This is a genomic window from Ekhidna sp., from assembly GCF_965247405.1.
In the GTDB taxonomy this organism is placed as follows: Bacteria; Bacteroidota; Bacteroidia; order Cytophagales; family Cyclobacteriaceae; genus Ekhidna.
The window spans coordinates 1,608,560-1,624,036 of sequence record NZ_OZ252014.1 but is presented as its reverse complement, the minus strand read 5'-3'; the positions used below and the strand labels follow the sequence as shown (position 1 = coordinate 1,624,036).

General features: G+C 41.7%; 15 protein-coding genes. 6 read left to right on the top strand and 9 right to left on the bottom strand.

The window, feature by feature from the left end:
- The first annotated feature begins 15 nt into the window (after positions 1-15).
- From ACP14Y_RS07325 to ACP14Y_RS07315, 3 genes are read left to right on the top strand one after another with little or no spacing between them, the layout of a single operon-like run.
- Entirely contained in the window at positions 16-2,148 is a 2,133-nt protein-coding gene (locus ACP14Y_RS07325) for a WG repeat-containing protein (RefSeq protein WP_424962306.1), read from the top strand.
- Positions 2,149-2,202: 54 nt separating this feature from the next.
- The gene (locus ACP14Y_RS07320; RefSeq protein ID WP_424962305.1) at positions 2,203-4,161 is read left to right on the top strand and encodes a PAS domain S-box protein; all 1,959 of its coding nucleotides are present in this window, start codon (positions 2,203-2,205) and stop codon (positions 4,159-4,161) included.
- The gene (locus ACP14Y_RS07315) at positions 4,154-4,522 is read left to right on the top strand and encodes a response regulator (RefSeq protein WP_424962304.1); all 369 of its coding nucleotides are present in this window, start codon (positions 4,154-4,156) and stop codon (positions 4,520-4,522) included. Before ACP14Y_RS07320 ends, ACP14Y_RS07315 begins: the two co-directional genes overlap by 8 nt.
- Here the strand turns inward: ACP14Y_RS07315 and ACP14Y_RS07310 are convergent.
- The gene (locus ACP14Y_RS07310; RefSeq protein WP_424962303.1) at positions 4,519-5,121 is read right to left on the bottom strand and encodes a ribonuclease HII; all 603 of its coding nucleotides are present in this window, start codon (positions 5,119-5,121) and stop codon (positions 4,519-4,521) included. The genes ACP14Y_RS07315 and ACP14Y_RS07310 overlap by 4 nt on opposite strands.
- 128 nt (positions 5,122-5,249) lie before the next feature.
- Here ACP14Y_RS07310 and ACP14Y_RS07305 point away from each other — a divergent pair, with 128 nt between their 5' ends.
- Both ACP14Y_RS07305 and msrA read left to right on the top strand, forming a co-directional pair.
- A complete protein-coding gene (locus ACP14Y_RS07305) occupies positions 5,250-7,598 on the top strand; it encodes a TonB-dependent receptor (RefSeq protein ID WP_424962302.1) in 2,349 nt (782 codons plus the stop codon).
- Between the two features lie 89 nt (positions 7,599-7,687).
- On the top strand, positions 7,688-8,326 hold the full coding sequence (gene msrA / locus ACP14Y_RS07300) for a peptide-methionine (S)-S-oxide reductase MsrA (protein ID WP_424962301.1): 639 nt from the start codon (positions 7,688-7,690) through the stop codon (positions 8,324-8,326).
- 5 nt (positions 8,327-8,331) lie between these two features.
- Here the strand turns inward: msrA and ACP14Y_RS07295 are convergent, their stop codons facing one another.
- From ACP14Y_RS07295 to pnuC, 3 genes are read right to left on the bottom strand one after another with little or no spacing between them, the layout of a single operon-like run.
- Positions 8,332-8,877, bottom strand: coding sequence for an AAA family ATPase (locus tag ACP14Y_RS07295; RefSeq protein ID WP_424962300.1), 546 nt, complete (start codon positions 8,875-8,877; stop codon positions 8,332-8,334).
- Between the two features lie 13 nt (positions 8,878-8,890).
- Entirely contained in the window at positions 8,891-9,337 is a 447-nt protein-coding gene (locus ACP14Y_RS07290; protein ID WP_424962299.1) for an endonuclease domain-containing protein, read from the bottom strand.
- A complete protein-coding gene (gene pnuC, locus ACP14Y_RS07285) occupies positions 9,295-9,903 on the bottom strand; it encodes a nicotinamide riboside transporter PnuC (RefSeq protein ID WP_424962298.1) in 609 nt (202 codons plus the stop codon). The genes ACP14Y_RS07290 and pnuC overlap by 43 nt, the downstream gene beginning before the upstream one ends.
- Before the next feature lie 92 nt (positions 9,904-9,995).
- On the opposite strand from pnuC, the gene guaB reads away from it, so the two are divergent.
- Entirely contained in the window at positions 9,996-11,465 is a 1,470-nt protein-coding gene (guaB, locus tag ACP14Y_RS07280) for an IMP dehydrogenase (RefSeq protein WP_424962297.1), read from the top strand.
- Between the two features lie 60 nt (positions 11,466-11,525).
- Here the strand turns inward: guaB and ACP14Y_RS07275 are convergent, their stop codons facing one another.
- The 5 genes from ACP14Y_RS07275 to ACP14Y_RS07255 form a co-directional block, all read right to left on the bottom strand.
- Positions 11,526-12,185, bottom strand: a complete 660-nt coding sequence (locus tag ACP14Y_RS07275; RefSeq protein ID WP_424962296.1) for a phosphatidylserine decarboxylase family protein — start codon at positions 12,183-12,185, stop codon at positions 11,526-11,528.
- A 64-nt stretch (positions 12,186-12,249) separates the two neighbouring features.
- Positions 12,250-13,524, bottom strand: a complete 1,275-nt coding sequence (locus ACP14Y_RS07270; protein WP_424962295.1) for a Glu/Leu/Phe/Val family dehydrogenase — start codon at positions 13,522-13,524, stop codon at positions 12,250-12,252.
- A 66-nt stretch (positions 13,525-13,590) separates the two neighbouring features.
- Entirely contained in the window at positions 13,591-14,409 is an 819-nt protein-coding gene (locus ACP14Y_RS07265; protein WP_349563856.1) for a phosphatidate cytidylyltransferase, read from the bottom strand.
- On the bottom strand, positions 14,402-14,608 hold the full coding sequence (locus ACP14Y_RS07260; protein WP_424962294.1) for a hypothetical protein: 207 nt from the start codon (positions 14,606-14,608) through the stop codon (positions 14,402-14,404). Before ACP14Y_RS07260 ends, ACP14Y_RS07265 begins: the two co-directional genes overlap by 8 nt.
- A complete protein-coding gene (locus tag ACP14Y_RS07255) occupies positions 14,601-15,476 on the bottom strand; it encodes a lysostaphin resistance A-like protein (protein WP_424962293.1) in 876 nt (291 codons plus the stop codon). Before ACP14Y_RS07255 ends, ACP14Y_RS07260 begins: the two co-directional genes overlap by 8 nt.
- Position 15,477: the final 1 nt, after the last annotated feature.

Sequence of the window (15,477 nt, the reverse complement as noted above, 5' to 3'; positions counted from 1 at the left end):
TTGTTTGCGGGGAGTATGCGGTATCTAATTTTAATTTTATTCATCTTTAGTTTTTCGGCGGTTAAGGCCGATCAATTCATTGTATTCGAAAAAGACGGATACTTTGGTATTAAAGACGAAACAGGCAATGTAACTGTGCCTGCGGTGTATGAAAAGCTGGGATGGTCAGATGGATCAGCGAATGTTGTAAGGGGTGTTATCGGATTTAAAAAGAACAACCTTTGGGGACTCATCACTGTCCGAAACAAGTCACTAACTGGGCAGAAGTTTTACACCATTCAACCCATTGCCAACAATTACTTTAAAGCTTCGATAAAGGGAAGATTTAGTAATCACCTGTTTCATGGAATATTGGATGAAAAAGGAAGAACCATCATAAGCTTCAATTACTTCACAATTGAGCCACTGGGAGCTAACTGGCTGATAAGCGATTTTGATGGAAAACGTCAAAATTTCGGGGTGGTGTCATTCCAGAATGAAATAATTGTACCATCAAAGTATCAGCAGATCAATGAGCGTCGTTCATTGTACTCTGCAAAAAGATCTGGTGGTAAAATCGATCTGTACAACACGCAGGGAGCAGTATTAGAACTTGGACTGGATTCCCTATTCTTTAACAATGGTTGGGTTGCTTATCGCGATGGATATGCTGGATATCTTTCCAAAAAAGGACATGGTATTCATGCGTTTAAATACAAAAATATTCAGGTGTCTGATGGAGTAGCTCAGCCAATTGAATTTCCAGTGTGGACCATTTATGAGGGAGATAGCGTATTGATGCAATGGGAGTGCGACTCGCTTACAATAAGTAAAAGTGGGCTTTTAATGGCCTTCTTAAACGGGTCTCACCATCTTTTACTAAAAAACGCAACATTACTCAACAATTATGAACTCGTTCTTAAAGCATTTATTGATGATCATCTGATTGTACAAAACAGCAAGACCCGCTTATGGTCTGTGTTGGATGAAGATGGGGCCCAATTATTGTCTGGATATGACTCCATTCATTTTATGTTAGGACATTACGCTGCTGTTGACAAAAAAGGGTGGTGGTTATTCAATAAAAAAGGAGAAAAAGTCAATCGACTTCCTTTTCAAATATTGATGCCGGGTAGCAAAAATCAATTTATAACGAAGCGAAATGAGCATTGGGCGGTGTTTGATTCGAGAGACGAAGATACGACTTACAAATACGACAGCCTTTCCATTTTCTCTGGAGGTTATATTGTTAATTATCTCAATAGATGGGGTGCCATGGATGATGCTGGCAACTGGATTATCCGGTCAGAGTTTGATGAAATCATTTCAATTGGAAACTTTCTTATCGGTAGAAAAGGAAAAGGGTATTCCTACTTTATAGAAGGAAAACTAGTGTACAAAACCACCTCGTCACCAATTAAAAGTCTAGGTGCTCACCTCCTGATCAAAGATATGGACGGCTTTGGGCTACTCAATTCATACGGAGAGGTATGGGTTCATCCAGAATATGATAGCATACGCATTATTGGTGATCATTTTGAGTTGATTAGAGATGGGTATGTCACACTGAAATCATCATCCAATAAAGTACTTCTTTATCCTGAGGAAGGGTACCAACAGGTTCAGGATTTCAGTGAAGGTTATTTTTTGGTGAAGAAGGAAAATAGATGGGGTTTCGTTGATGATCAGGGAAGGTTGAGGATCAGTAATCGTTATGATTCGGCTGGGGCGTTTCACGACGGTATCGCACCTATCATGCTTCGTGGGAGATGGGGCTTTATAGATAAAAATGAGACGCTCAAGGTGCAGCCCTATTACGATGCTGTCACACCATTCTCAAATGGAAGATCTATCGTTTTTCAAAATGGAAAATATGGCCTTTTGGATGGTGATGGACGTGAAGTTTTAGAACTTATTTGGAAATCTGTTTACCGATTGAATACAGGTAATTATATTGTGCAAAATATGGATAATCGCTTTGGCCTGGTCAGTGAAGATGGCAGCTTCATTTTAAGGCCGGCATTTGATTATCTGGAAGACTTTGGAGACCGGGTTTTGGTATCCAAGAATGGAGCTTGGGGTATTTTGGATTATTCCGGGCTGCAAATATTTAAGATTAACCATGAGAGTGCGAAGGTTGTGGGTAATTACACCATGATTAAAAATTAACTTTACATTCTTTAAACGAAAAGGGTAGACCAGCTAAGTACCCAGACTATATGTATGGATTTTAACCAACTTCTGGAGTCAGTTAACCAGAATATCAGTGAGGCCGTTTTTAGAAGCGACAGCAATGGCCTTATCTACGTTAACAATGCCTTTGTTAAAATGTTTGGTTTTAACTCAGAAGATGAGGTAAAAAATATCCCTATTGTATCGATGTACAAAGACCCAAGGGATAGAGACAGATTGCTCAATCGGTTAAGTGCTGACAATTCATACGAAAATGAAGAGGTTGTTTTCCTGAGGAAGGACAGGTCAGAATTTACCGGACTGGTGAGCACCACCATGCATGAAGATGATAAAGGCAATTATTATTGGGATGGGGCCATTCGTGATGTGACTAAAGAACGTGAATTTCTTGATCGTATTCGTACCAGGGAACAATTACTTGAAAGCATCAATAAGAATATCAATGAGGCGATTTACAGAAGTGAGAGTGAAAAAGGCATCATCTATGTCAATGATGAGTTTGTTAAAATGTTTGGGTATGAAACTGCCCAGGAAATCATGGATATGGATCCCATGGTGCTATATAAGGATCCTGATGAACGCTCAGCAGTAGGATTGGAGATTCTGGAAAAAGGATCAATCGAGAACAAGGAAGTTGAGTTTCGCAGAAAGGATGGCAGTACATTCTGGGGCTACCTCAACTCAATTAAAATTGAAGGTGCCGACGGGAAAGTTTATTTTGATGGTGCCGTTAGAAACATCACCAGGGAAAAAGAAGCGGAACGTGCCTTAATGCGCTATGCTGAGATGCAACGCATCCTGATAAACCTTTCTACCAAGTACATTGATTTGCCACTTGCTGAAGTAGAGCAGGCGATCAATGATTCACTTAGAGAGCTCGGAGAGTTCGTAGGCGCTGATCGATCATATGTTTTTGATTTTAATAATGAGAAGGGAGTTTGTAGCAATACGTACGAATGGTGCGCGGAAGGCATTTCACCTGAAATCCACAACAATCAGAACCTACCATTAGAGATCATGCCAGAATTGGTCAATGCACACCTCAAAGGAAACCCAATGATTGTGGATGATGTGAAGAAGGTGAAGAAAAAAGATTTTAGGGAGCTCTTGGAAGAACAGCATATCAAGAGTTTGATGACAATGCCGATGATTCACAATAAAGAGTGTGTAGGTTTTGTGGGTTTTGATTGGGTGAACGTTCATCACAAAGCAAATGAAAAAGAGGTATTGCTTTTGGAATTGTTTTCAGAAATGCTGGTGAACATCCGAATCAGATCACACAATGAAAGGGAGCTACATAAATTGTTCAGCAAGACAATTGAACAAAACCAGCGACTGAAAGATTTTTCATATATCACCTCACATAATTTCAGGTCTTCAGTAGCCAATCTTGTTGGGTTGCTTACGATCATCGAAGATGACCCAACAAACAAGGAGTATTTTGAGATGCTGAAGGCTACTGCGCTGAAACTAAACCTGGCTATTGATGCAATCAATGACCTGTTAAACTTTGAAAAGGATATTTCCATGCTGGAAAAAGAGGAAATAAACCTACTGGAGGTAGTGAATGATGTAATTCTTTTAAATAGAAAATCTGCTACTGAGAAGGAAATCGAGTTTAATGTAGATATTCCTAAAAACCTCACACTCAGAATACTACCAGCTTATTTACAGAGCATCTTGCATAACCTGATCACGAATGCAATGAAGTACGGCGTGACAAAAGACAAACGATTAATCGAAATTTCTGCAAAAAAAGAAGCAAAAGAAGTACTTTTAACAGTGGCAGACCAGGGTCGGGGAATCGATTTGAAACGATTCAAAGACAAAATGTTTCGATTGGGGTCCAGATTTCATCCGGATGAAGAGAGTGGGCATGGGATGGGATTGTATATGACCAAGCAGCAGATCGAAGCAATAAATGGTCGAATTGAGGTAGAGAGCGAAATTAACCAAGGAACCAAGTTTAAGGTGTATTTTAATGGGTAATCCAAATAAAATATTGCTCGTTGACGATGATCCAATTTTTCTGACACTAGCGGAATTGGCTATTAAGAAAGAGCAAGACTCCATAGAGATTTTCAAAGCGATGAATGGTGAAGAAGCTATTGCGTTTCTAAAATCACAATCGGTTGATATCATCTTTTTGGACTTAAATATGCCTGTGATGAATGGATGGGAGTTTTTGGATGCCCTCCCTCAGGTAGACAATCAAGGAAACCAAATCTACATTCTTACCTCTTCCATAGACCCGTCTGATCAGAGAAAAGCTGACGAAAACCCATTCGTTACCTCTATGCTGGAGAAGCCGCTAGACAAGGAAAAAATCTCGAAAGCACTGGCTTCTTAATCCGGAAACAATTCCAATTGACTAGGTAATAACTGAAAGCTCATCCGATGATGTGGTGTGCTTCCGTTTTCTTTTATTCCATCTCTGTGGGCACGTGTCGGATAGCCTACATTGGTTTCCCATCCATACCCGGGAAAGTCAATAGCCAGCTGTCGCATCAAGTCATCCCGGTACGTCTTGGCCAATATGGACGCAGCAGCAATAGAAAGAAATTTTCCATCTCCTTTAATGATGCATTCATGAGGAATGTCATTAAAAGGTTTGAACCGATTACCATCGATCAAAAGCAATTCCGGTGTAACCTTCAGGTTTTCCACTGCCCGGTGCATGGCCAGGTAGCTGGCATTTAGAATGTTTATTTCATCAATCTCGCCAGGAGAAGCAACTCCTACACTCCAGGCCAGCGCATCTTTGACAATATCTTTTTTCAACTCAACCCGCTGTTTTTCAGAAAGCTGCTTGGAGTCATTTAGAACCTCATGGGAGTAATCCTGGGGAAGGATCACAGCTGCAGCCACCACTGGTCCGGCCAGGCATCCTCTTCCGGCCTCATCACAGCCTGCCTCAATTTTTTCTTTCTGAAAGTAGGGTTTGAGCATCGCTCAAAGTTATTAAGAGGTTAAGAATAATTCTTGTTTACATTTTATCTACCTGAAATAGTGAAATAAGAGGAAGCTTTATTCAATTTTTGCCGTCTCTACTGGGAAAGTAAAGTCAAAAACACCTAATGAAAAAAACTACACTTGGAATAATTTTCCTTTCTATCGCCATTATTTCCTTTTCGCAATCACTCACTCAAACGGTAAAGGGACAAATAACAGACAAGCAATCCGGTGCACCCATCATCGGTGCTACTGTCCAGGTTCTAGAAATAAGCCCTCCACTAGGAGCAATTACTGACATCAATGGCTACTATCGTATTGTGAAAGTACCTATTGGACGTCAGACTGTCGGCATTTCCTATTTAGGGTATGAACCCATCACCATTCCAAATATCCTGGTAGGGTCGGGTAAGGAAGTTGTGATGGATGCTGAATTGATTGAGTCTTTACACCAGTTGGATGAAGTTGTGGTGACTGCCACAGATCAGGAAAAAGGTCAACCAAAAAATGAGCTTGCTACTGTCTCAGCGATTTCACTAGGAATGGACGAGATCAGTCGGTTCCCTGCTACATTCAACGATCCCGCCAGAGCGGCTTTAATGTTTGCCGGTGTACAAACAGGTGGAGATGACCTGCTTAATGAAATTGTGATTAGGGGTAATTCCCCCAAAGGAATACTTTGGAGAATGGAGGGTGTAGAAATACCCAACCCCAATCATTTCACCTCAATTGGCTCATCGGCTGGTGGGATCAGTATGCTGAGCAACAACGTTCTAGCGAACTCTGATTTTTTTACAGGGGCTTTCCCGGCACAGTATGGAAATGCAACTTCAGGTATTTTCGATCTTCAATTGAGACAAGGAAACTTTGAAAAGCATGAGCACACCGCTCAGCTGGGATTGCTTGGTGTAGCTGCTGCCTCTGAAGGTCCGCTTACAAAAGGAAGTCGATCTTCATATCTGGTCAATTATCGATACTCAACATTGGCACTGCTAACAGAGCTAGGACTGAATATTTTGGGAGATCAGGAAGACATCACGTTTCAGGATCTCTCTTTTAAGGTGAAAGTACCTACAAAAAAACTTGGGTCATTTTCATTTTGGGGACTTGGAGGAAAAAATACTTACCAGTTTCTTCCCAATCGATCTATTGGAGAATGGGAAAATGAAAGCGAAGAACAAAGGCTGGGAGTTGCTGGCATCACCAATGTGGTTTACGTTTCGGATGACTCCTATTTTGAAACCATATTGTCAGGTTCATTTAATCAAATCACTAATAAGTATGATTCCCTCGAAATGCTTACCTATGATGAGGAGGATTTTACTGAATCACAAGTTCGATTTTCCACTTATTTCAATCACAAATTCTCACCACGTCATACCATAAGGATAGGAACTATATTCAGCCGTCTTTCTTACGACCTTACCAATGTGTATTGGGATCGGGACAGGGAGGAACACGTGACTCCTCTGGATGAAAATGATCATTCCGGATTCTATCAGGGCTTTGCAAACTGGCAGTTTAGAACGAGTGACCAATTCACCCTGAATACTGGACTTCACTTTTCCCATTTTGCATTGAATGGAAAATCTTATCTGGAACCAAGAATGGGTTTTAAATGGGATCGCAAGGCTTACATCATTTCCGGTGGAATCGGGCTGCACAGTAGAATGGAAACAGTGGCCTTATATACTGCACGCCAGTATTTGGAAGATGGAACTTATGTCCAGAACAATAAAGATTTAGGATTTACCCAGGCACTTCACTCCGCATTGGGTTTTGAAAAAATGTTGAAACCCAAATTGAGACTTAAGGCAGAGGTATATTGTCAATATTTATTTAATGTGCCGGTATGGCCTACTCAAAATACCTCGGATTATGGTCTATTGACTTTTTCTGCGCTCAATACCTTCGATGGCTACACACCTGATGAGTTGGCGAATGATGGGACAGGTAAGAATTATGGATTGGAGTTGACTCTTGAGAAATTCTTATCGAAGGGATTTTATATGCTCTCAACGGCCTCACTATATAAATCCCTATACACTGGTGCCGACGGGGTGGAGAGGAGCACACAGTTTGATGGAGGATATATCTATAATTTGCTTGCAGGGAAGGAGTACAGAGTAGGAAAGGATGGCAACAACTCAATCAGCATAAATGGAAAATTTATTTTTGCAGGTGGAAAAAGACAGGCCCCAATAAATGTAAATGCATCGATCGATGAAGGGAATACTGTTTATCGTTTTGAGGATAACTATGAATTGAAGTTGGATGGCTACTTCCGTATGGATTTTGGAATAAGCTATCGAAAAAATAAAAAGCGCACCACTTCTGTGATTTCACTAGATATTCAAAATGTAACTCAACGTGAAAATGAATTTTTCAGGTATTATAATGTTGGTGCACGTAGAATAGCGTCAGATACCCAAGTGAGTTTCTTTCCAAATCTTAGCTATCGCCTGGAATTCTAAAACATACGAATTGTAAGGTTGGTTACATTGTTAATTATTTAACAATCCTATTGATCAGAAGGATCGTACATTCATAAAAAAACGCAAAGATGAAATACATAGTCTTAATCACAGGTTTATTCTTCTTTAGTTGTCAAACTCAAGGCAACAATTCAGGCAATACAAAAAAGGCTGCTGCTGAACAAGTCAACTATCAGAAGTTAGATACAGCAACTTTTGCCGGTGGATGTTTTTGGTGCGTGGAGGCATCATTTGAGCAAATAAAGGGTGTCGTAGAGGTGGTTTCCGGCTATGCTGGCGGCAAGAAGTCTACAGCTGATTATCGATTAGTGAGTTCCGGGAGAACGGGTCATGCAGAAGCGGTTCAGATTTATTATGATCCTTCAGTGATTGACTATGAAACCCTGCTCGAAATATTTTTCACGGCACATGATCCTACCCAGCTAAACCGACAGGGTCCCGATGTAGGCACACAATATCGCTCGGAAATTTTTTATCATAATGATGAACAAAAAAAGTTAGCAGAGGCTAAAATGAAGGAGCTAGCTTCGGAGTTTTCAGACCCTATTGTTACTAAGCTGAGCACACTGGATGCTTTTTATAAAGCAGAAGAATATCATCAGGACTATGAGGAAAAGCATCCGAATAATAGCTACATCGTGAATGTCTCGCGTCCCAAAATCGAGAAAGTGGCCAAAAAATTTAAAGACAGACTGAAAAACAAATAAGAACGTCATGCCGGACTTGATCCGGCATCTTCTTTATTTGAAAAGAAGTTTTCAATCGCATTAACCGCGCACTTTTTACGCTCTCCCTCAATTCCTGATACAATAGCATATGGGAGCTTGTGTTCTTCCAGGTAGTTTTTGTAAACTTCAAAAAAGTGCTGTCTCAAATTTGGGTGCTCGCGTTGCGGGTCAGACCTCCAGGGAATGTCAATGTTTGAGAGCAGATAGAAATCATACCTTCTCTTTTGGAGCTGCTCTTCAATCCAGGAATCAGTTTCTCCATATTTGTGATCACTCCATATTTTGATCACAATTAAGTTGGTATCACAGATCAGATAGTTGTTGGAATATTCTGCTTTTTCATCTTCCCAAGCCAGTTGCCCTTCAGCAATAGACTTTAAATCGTGCTGTTCATAATTCCGGTCTAGCCGATCGATATAAAAGCGAGCATATTCAGGTACCCACTCTGTATCATAGTGCCGGGCCAAATGCTGACAGAGCTCACTTTTCCCGGTGGATTCAGGGCCTATGACTGCTATTCGTTTTGTCATTTTTTTATTTGACTCACCCCTGAAATTTCGAAGAAATTTCTTCCCCTCTCTTGAAAGAGAGGGGGTTGGGGGAGAGTTCTTTTTCTAAATTTTCAGCTACTTTATCCCAGTTTTTAAGTACATCTTCATTTGAAAACCGTACTATTGAATAGCCCATATCTTTCAAAATATCTTCTCGAATTCGATCATATTCAACCTGAGCCTTATGAACACTTCCATCTATTTCTACAATTAATTTCTTCTCGAAAAAAAAAAAGTCTGCGATGAAATAAGATCTGCTTTCATGTTCGATAATGAATTGTCTGTTGAATTTATAATTCAGGAATTTACGATTTCTAACCTTCGACCAGAATTGAGCTTCAGCATCAGTCTGATTTTTTCTTAATTCCCTGGCAAATTCTTTAATCTGGTCATACCTCATTTCTCTCCCATCAATAATTTCTTCCTCCAAGATATCCATCCCAAAACGGCGATGTAAGTAAACACTAAAAACTGTAAGCTGGTGAAAGGAAGGCCTTTGTAGATATAAAGGGGGATAGCAATCAAATCACAGGCAATCCAAAAAAGCCAATGCTCGATCTTTTTCAATGCCATCAGGTACATGCCCGTAACTGCAAGTCCGGTGGTCATGGCATCTAAAATGGGCACATCACTATCAGTGAATTTTATGAGTAACAAATAGATGATTCCGAAAGCAGCCAAAAAGGTTGAGACATTGAGCACATGACCCCATCCAGAGCTTTTGGTGATCGGAATCTGGCTTCTTGCAATATCTTTCGTGTTTTTCCAGTTCCACCATCCATACACACTCATTAAAAAATAGTATACATTGATGCCTGTTTCAGCATAGAGCCCATACTCATAGGTCAGGTAGACAAAGATTAACACACTGACGATTCCGAATGGGTAAACCAAAATGCTTTCCTGCTTGCTAAACCAAACACTTAAGATACCACAGATTACAGCGATAAATTCCAGCCAGGTAGTCTCAAGTAGCTGGTCATAAAATGAAGTCCAGATTTCCATCCAGTAAAAATATGTCTTGTAATAGTACTTATTCTACAGAACCAACATAATTTTGCACGGCAAATAATCATAACAGTTCAGTATTATTTGCCATGACGACAAACGAAAAATTCCTCTTTGAAGCGCTCACATACGATGACGTGCTTCTTCTCCCCGGTTATTCTGAAGTACTTCCCCGTGACACTGACACTTCTGCTCAGATCACCAGAAATATCCGATTAAACATTCCTTTGGTTTCCGCTGCGATGGATACAGTTACCGAGGCAAAGCTTGCTATTGCCATGGCACTGGAAGGCGGAATTGGCATTATTCACAAGAACATGACCATCGATCAGCAGGCGATTCAGGTAAGGAAGGTAAAGCGATCTCAGAGTGGAATGATACTCGATCCAATCACGCTGCATGTAGATGCAACGGTAAGTGATGCTGAAGCCATCATGAAAGAGAATAAGATTGGAGGAATTCCTGTCGTAGATAAAGACGATAAACTCATCGGCATTGTGACTAACAGAGATTTGCGCTTTGAAAAGAAGCCTAAAAAACCTGTGAAAGACATCATGACAAAGGATAACCTGATCACAGCTACTGCTGAGGTTGGACTGAATGAAGCAGAGGCGATCCTTCAGGAGCACAAAATCGAAAAGCTACCGATCGTAGATAAAAATGGCAAGCTCACCGGGCTGATTACATACAAGGACATTCTGAAAAATAAGGACCGCCCAAATGCGTGCAAAGATGAGTACGGAAGACTAAGAGTGGGTGCTGCAGTGGGTGTAACACCGGATATTGAGGATAGAATCGCAGCACTGGTTAAGGCTGGAGTAGACCTGGTTTCAATTGATACCGCACACGGTCATTCCAAAGGGGTGATTGATATGGCAAAAAGAATCAAGAAGGCATTCCCTGATTTGGAAACCATTGTTGGGAATATCGCTACTCCGGAAGCAGCAAAGGCACTTGTGGAGGCAGGAGCTGATGCTGTAAAGGTGGGGGTAGGACCCGGAAGTATATGCACAACGCGTGTCATTGCTGGTGTTGGCGTTCCACAACTTTCAGCCGTTTATGAATCATCCAAGGCGATCAAAGGCTCAGGCGTGCCCGTTGTAGCAGATGGAGGAATCAGGTTTTCGGGTGACGTGGTGAAAGCCATTGCAGGGGGAGGAAACACGGTCATGATTGGTTCATTGCTAGCTGGTACCGAAGAAGCACCTGGAGAGGTGATCCTTTATGAAGGAAGAAAATTCAAATCATACCGAGGCATGGGCTCTGTAGAAGCGATGGAGGAAGGCTCCAAAGATCGTTACTTCCAAGATGCTGAAGATGATATTAAGAAGCTGGTTCCGGAAGGAATCGTAGGACGAGTACCTTTCAAGGGCTCTGTTCAGGAAGTGCTTTATCAAATGGTAGGGGGCTTGAAAGCAGGTATGGGCTATTGTGGAGCAGGTTCAATTGAAGACCTTCAAAAAGCCAAGTTTGTGAAGATCTCAGGAGCTGGGGTAGCAGAAAGCCATCCGCACGATATTCATATTACAAGGGAAGCACCGAATTATAGTAGGAAGTGATTTGGTGGATTAGTTGACTTGAGGATTAGTTAATTGGTATTTAGAATTCGCACCAATTAACTAATCAACCAACTTCGCAATCTCCGTCTCCCCACCTTTGGTCAAATCTCCAATTTTGACTTTAATATCTGCATTGACGGGGAGGAAAAGGTCAACACGGCTTCCGAAACGGATGAACCCTACATGTGTACCTTGTTCGACTGCATCGCCAACTTTCGGGTAAAAAGCTATTCGTCTAGCTACAGCACCCGCGATCTGGCGCATTAGGATTGTAACTCCATTTTCAGCTTTGAACCCAACTGAAGTACGTTCATTATCCGTACTCGATTTAGGATGCCATGCAACTAGAAATTTACCCGGATGATACTTGAAAAAGTCGACGACTCCTTTGATTGGACTTCTATTTACGTGGACATTTAGTGGTGACATAAAAATAGAAACCTGAATGCGCTCTTCTTTGTGATATTCACCTTCATAGGTTTTTTCAATTACCACAACTTTTCCTTCAGCAGGAGCATATACCACCCCATCTTTCGGTGGTGTTATGACTTTTGGAAATCGGAAAAAACGAACTACCAGAATCATAAAAATGATTGCTGCTACAGCCAGTAACATCTGAATGATGAACAAAGGAATCAGCCAGAATAACAATGCATACAGTCCACCTGTAAGCACGGCCATCAAAGGAATCATCTTTAATCCTTCTTTATGTAGTCTCATTCGTTTGATACTTAAGTTCTAAAAAACACAGAGTGTTCTCAAATAAATTCGGATCGCGTAGCGACTAGAAGCCGCCTCGATACTTGTAAGTCTTAGCCACCTTATCGATCGCAACAATATATGCAGCAATACGCATGCTTACATTGTACTCCTGTGACGTTTGATAAACCTTGTCAAAAGCAGTTTTCATGATCCGATCTGATCGACGGCTTACACGCTCTCTGGTCCAGCCATACCCCAGTCGGTTTTGAACCCACTCAAAGTAAGATACGGTTACTCCGCCGGCATTCGCCAGGATATCAGGGACAGCCAAAATGCCTTTTTCATTTAGAATTGCGTCTGCTTTGGCAGATGTAGGTCCATTTGCGCCTTCCACGATCATTTTTGCTTTGATCTTGTCCGCATTCAATTTGGTGATCACGTCTTCGATAGCTGCGGGAACCAGAACATCTACCTCTAATAATAGTAGCTCTTCCGGATCGATTTTCTCTGCTCCGGCAAAACCTTCCATGCTACCATTGTTACCGTTTCGGTATTCAATGGCTTTCTTGATGTTGATCCCCTCTGCATTGTAATATGCTCCTGAGAGGTCACTGATTGCGACGATATTCACTCCTCTTTCTTCAAGAAGCGTGGCAGCCCATGATCCCACGTTTCCAAAACCCTGAATAGCACAGGTTGCTTTGAAAGGATTGATTTTTTGTTTTTCCATTGCAGCCAGAGCCGAGATCATCACGCCTCGTCCGGTTGCTTCTTCGCGACCCAGTGATCCTCCTAGTACGATTGGTTTGCCGGTCACCACAGAGTTTACAGTCATTCCTTGATTTCTGGAATACTGGTCCATCATCCAGGCCATCTCTCTGGGGCCTGTTCCCATGTCCGGAGCAGGAATGTCACGGTCTTTTCCAAAAACATCATGCATGGCTTGAGTGAATGCTCGTGTAAGACGCTCCACCTCTCCTGCAGACATTTCTCTTGGATTACACTTGATCCCTCCTTTAGCTCCACCATATGGGATATCTACTACTGCGCACTTCCAGGTCATCCATGCAGCTAATGCTTTCACTTCATCGATGTTTACATCCATGTCGTAACGGACGCCTCCTTTAGAGGGCCCCAAAATTGTAGAGTGGATCACTCGGTAGCCTTCAAACACTTTGATGGAACCATTGTCCATCGTAACTGGCAAAGACACGATCACCTGCTTGGCAGGGGTTTTTAACACATCATACACTTCCTGATCCAAACCCAGATGCTCTGCTGCAATCTGGAAACGGGACATCATCGATTCAAATGGATTGTCTCTGTCCTTTATTGGCGCGGGTTCTATATATGCCATAGGAAATTAATAAAATGGGGTTGCTGTTTATTTCAGGCGCAAAAGTAAGTGGAATTCCACATCTCTTTAGAATAATTTCAGGAAAACTACAACGAAAGGAACAGCAATTAACAAGCTATCAAATCGATCCAAAAAACCACCATGTCCGGGGATGGTGGTTCCGGAATCTTTAATCTGAATGGAACGCTTGAAATGTGACTCTACCAGGTCGCCATAAGTTCCTGCAATTACCACAATAATGGAGACACTAATCCACTCAATTGGGTTGAGACCTTCGAAATAAAAACCAATAACCACAGCCGTTAAAGCAGCAGTAATTGCACCTCCGATACTGCCCTCCCAGGATTTGTTAGGAGAAATGCGCTCAAATAATTTTCTTCTTCCAAAAAGAATACCTGAAAAATAAGCGCCGACATCATTGGCCCAGGTAAGGAACAAAAGCCCCATTATTATCTCGAAGGAATACTCACCGCTGTGAAAAACCAGAAAATTGATTAATGCAAATGGTAGTGCCACGTAAAGTATACCAAGGTAGAAAAGCGCAATATTGATGAAAGGGTGAACATCGCTTTTTTTGTAGAGTTTGATTAGAAATACAAAGGAGGCAAGCGGAAAAAGCAACACATAGTATTGTGAGGGAAGGATGTCTGCTTCAATGAGAAAAGTAAATACGAATAACAGACCTCCAATCGTCACACCTAAAAGCCGGATAGGCACATAGCTTTGTAACCTCATCAGTCGGTAAAACTCCCACATGGTCATGCAGGAAATGAAGAGAAACACCGCAAAGAACCCCCATTGATTCCATAGCAATGAAAGGATGATGATCATTCCACCAATAACAGCAGAGAACAGGCGTGGGGCTAAATCAGGGTACTTACTCAAACTTTATTTCTTCTTTAATGACTTTCAAGGCCCTGATCACCTGATCAGGCGCCACAAATATTTCGAAATTTCCGAAACCATACGCAGAAACTTTTTTATTCACAATGACTGGGTGCATCCCAAGATCTTCCAGCACCTCCTTCACAATGAGTGCACGATACTCTCTGCCGTCTTTAAACACCGACTGCCAATCACGCATGTTGAAATTTCTTGTAGAATGTACGGATGAGGAAAAATGAAATTCCCGCAAAAATCAAAACTGCCGGCCATGGAGCCGACTGCTCCATTTGTTCAGGAGAAACTTCCACCACATCTTTTTGTGCCAGGTAGAGTGCTATTAAAGCAAACCCGTTGTTGACCAGATGGCCAATCATCGCCACGCTCAATTTTCCACTCCAGTGATATAGGTACCCGAACAATACACCCAGAAGCATCCGTGGCATCACACCAAAGAATTGCATATGAATGGCCGCAAAAATGAACCCCGTTACCCAAATAGCCACATGATGGTTGGCAAATGCTCTTGCAAACATGTTTTGTATCAGGCCTCTGAAAAGCAGTTCTTCTCCAATTGCAGGAATGATTGCAACTACAAGCAAAGCGATGATGAAATGGTTGGTTGAAGTGAAGTTGGTCAAATGCTCTGTAAGCACTTTCAGTTGTTCTTCTGACCTTTTTGCCCAATCGGCAAACTCAGAATTCCCAAAATCCAGATTCATATTCCACTCCCCTATGGCGCTATTCACCACCATAAAGCTGATTGAAATCAAAACCGTTAGTCCAGCGGTGGTTAAGGATACCTTTGGGAAAAACTCCTTGAAAGGTACCTTCAACGCTATCCCAATAAACAGCAATGGAACACCAATAAACATGAAAGTGGATGCAATACCCTGAATAACCAACAGAAAGACAGGGTCCATTTGCAAAATCATGTCGGTCTCGACTTCATCACCGCCACTCCCGCCTAGCATCATCACGATTGAGATGTAGGCCGTAAGGCCCAAACCAAACGCCCAGGCACGTGCCCTTTGTTTATCTTCTGTGTTATTTCTGAGAATGTCCTGCATA

Bases quoted from the DNA above. Each gene is read 5' to 3' on its own strand.
- ACP14Y_RS07325 (WP_424962306.1), top strand. From the start codon at position 16: ATGCGGTATCTAATTTTAATTTTATTCATCTTTAGTTTTTCGGCGGTT.
- ACP14Y_RS07320 (WP_424962305.1), top strand. From the start codon at position 2,203: ATGGATTTTAACCAACTTCTGGAGTCAGTTAACCAGAATATCAGTGAG.
- ACP14Y_RS07315 (WP_424962304.1), top strand. From the start codon at position 4,154: ATGGGTAATCCAAATAAAATATTGCTCGTTGACGATGATCCAATTTTT.
- ACP14Y_RS07310 (WP_424962303.1), bottom strand. From the start codon at position 5,121: ATGCTCAAACCCTACTTTCAGAAAGAAAAAATTGAGGCAGGCTGTGAT.
- ACP14Y_RS07305 (WP_424962302.1), top strand. From the start codon at position 5,250: ATGAAAAAAACTACACTTGGAATAATTTTCCTTTCTATCGCCATTATT.
- msrA (WP_424962301.1), top strand. From the start codon at position 7,688: ATGAAATACATAGTCTTAATCACAGGTTTATTCTTCTTTAGTTGTCAA.
- ACP14Y_RS07295 (WP_424962300.1), bottom strand. From the start codon at position 8,877: ATGACAAAACGAATAGCAGTCATAGGCCCTGAATCCACCGGGAAAAGT.
- ACP14Y_RS07290 (WP_424962299.1), bottom strand. From the start codon at position 9,337: ATGGATATCTTGGAGGAAGAAATTATTGATGGGAGAGAAATGAGGTAT.
- pnuC (WP_424962298.1), bottom strand. From the start codon at position 9,903: ATGGAAATCTGGACTTCATTTTATGACCAGCTACTTGAGACTACCTGG.
- guaB (WP_424962297.1), top strand. From the start codon at position 9,996: ATGACGACAAACGAAAAATTCCTCTTTGAAGCGCTCACATACGATGAC.
- ACP14Y_RS07275 (WP_424962296.1), bottom strand. From the start codon at position 12,185: ATGAGACTACATAAAGAAGGATTAAAGATGATTCCTTTGATGGCCGTG.
- ACP14Y_RS07270 (WP_424962295.1), bottom strand. From the start codon at position 13,524: ATGGCATATATAGAACCCGCGCCAATAAAGGACAGAGACAATCCATTT.
- ACP14Y_RS07260 (WP_424962294.1), bottom strand. From the start codon at position 14,608: ATGCGTGATTGGCAGTCGGTGTTTAAAGACGGCAGAGAGTATCGTGCA.
- ACP14Y_RS07255 (WP_424962293.1), bottom strand. From the start codon at position 15,476: ATGCAGGACATTCTCAGAAATAACACAGAAGATAAACAAAGGGCACGT.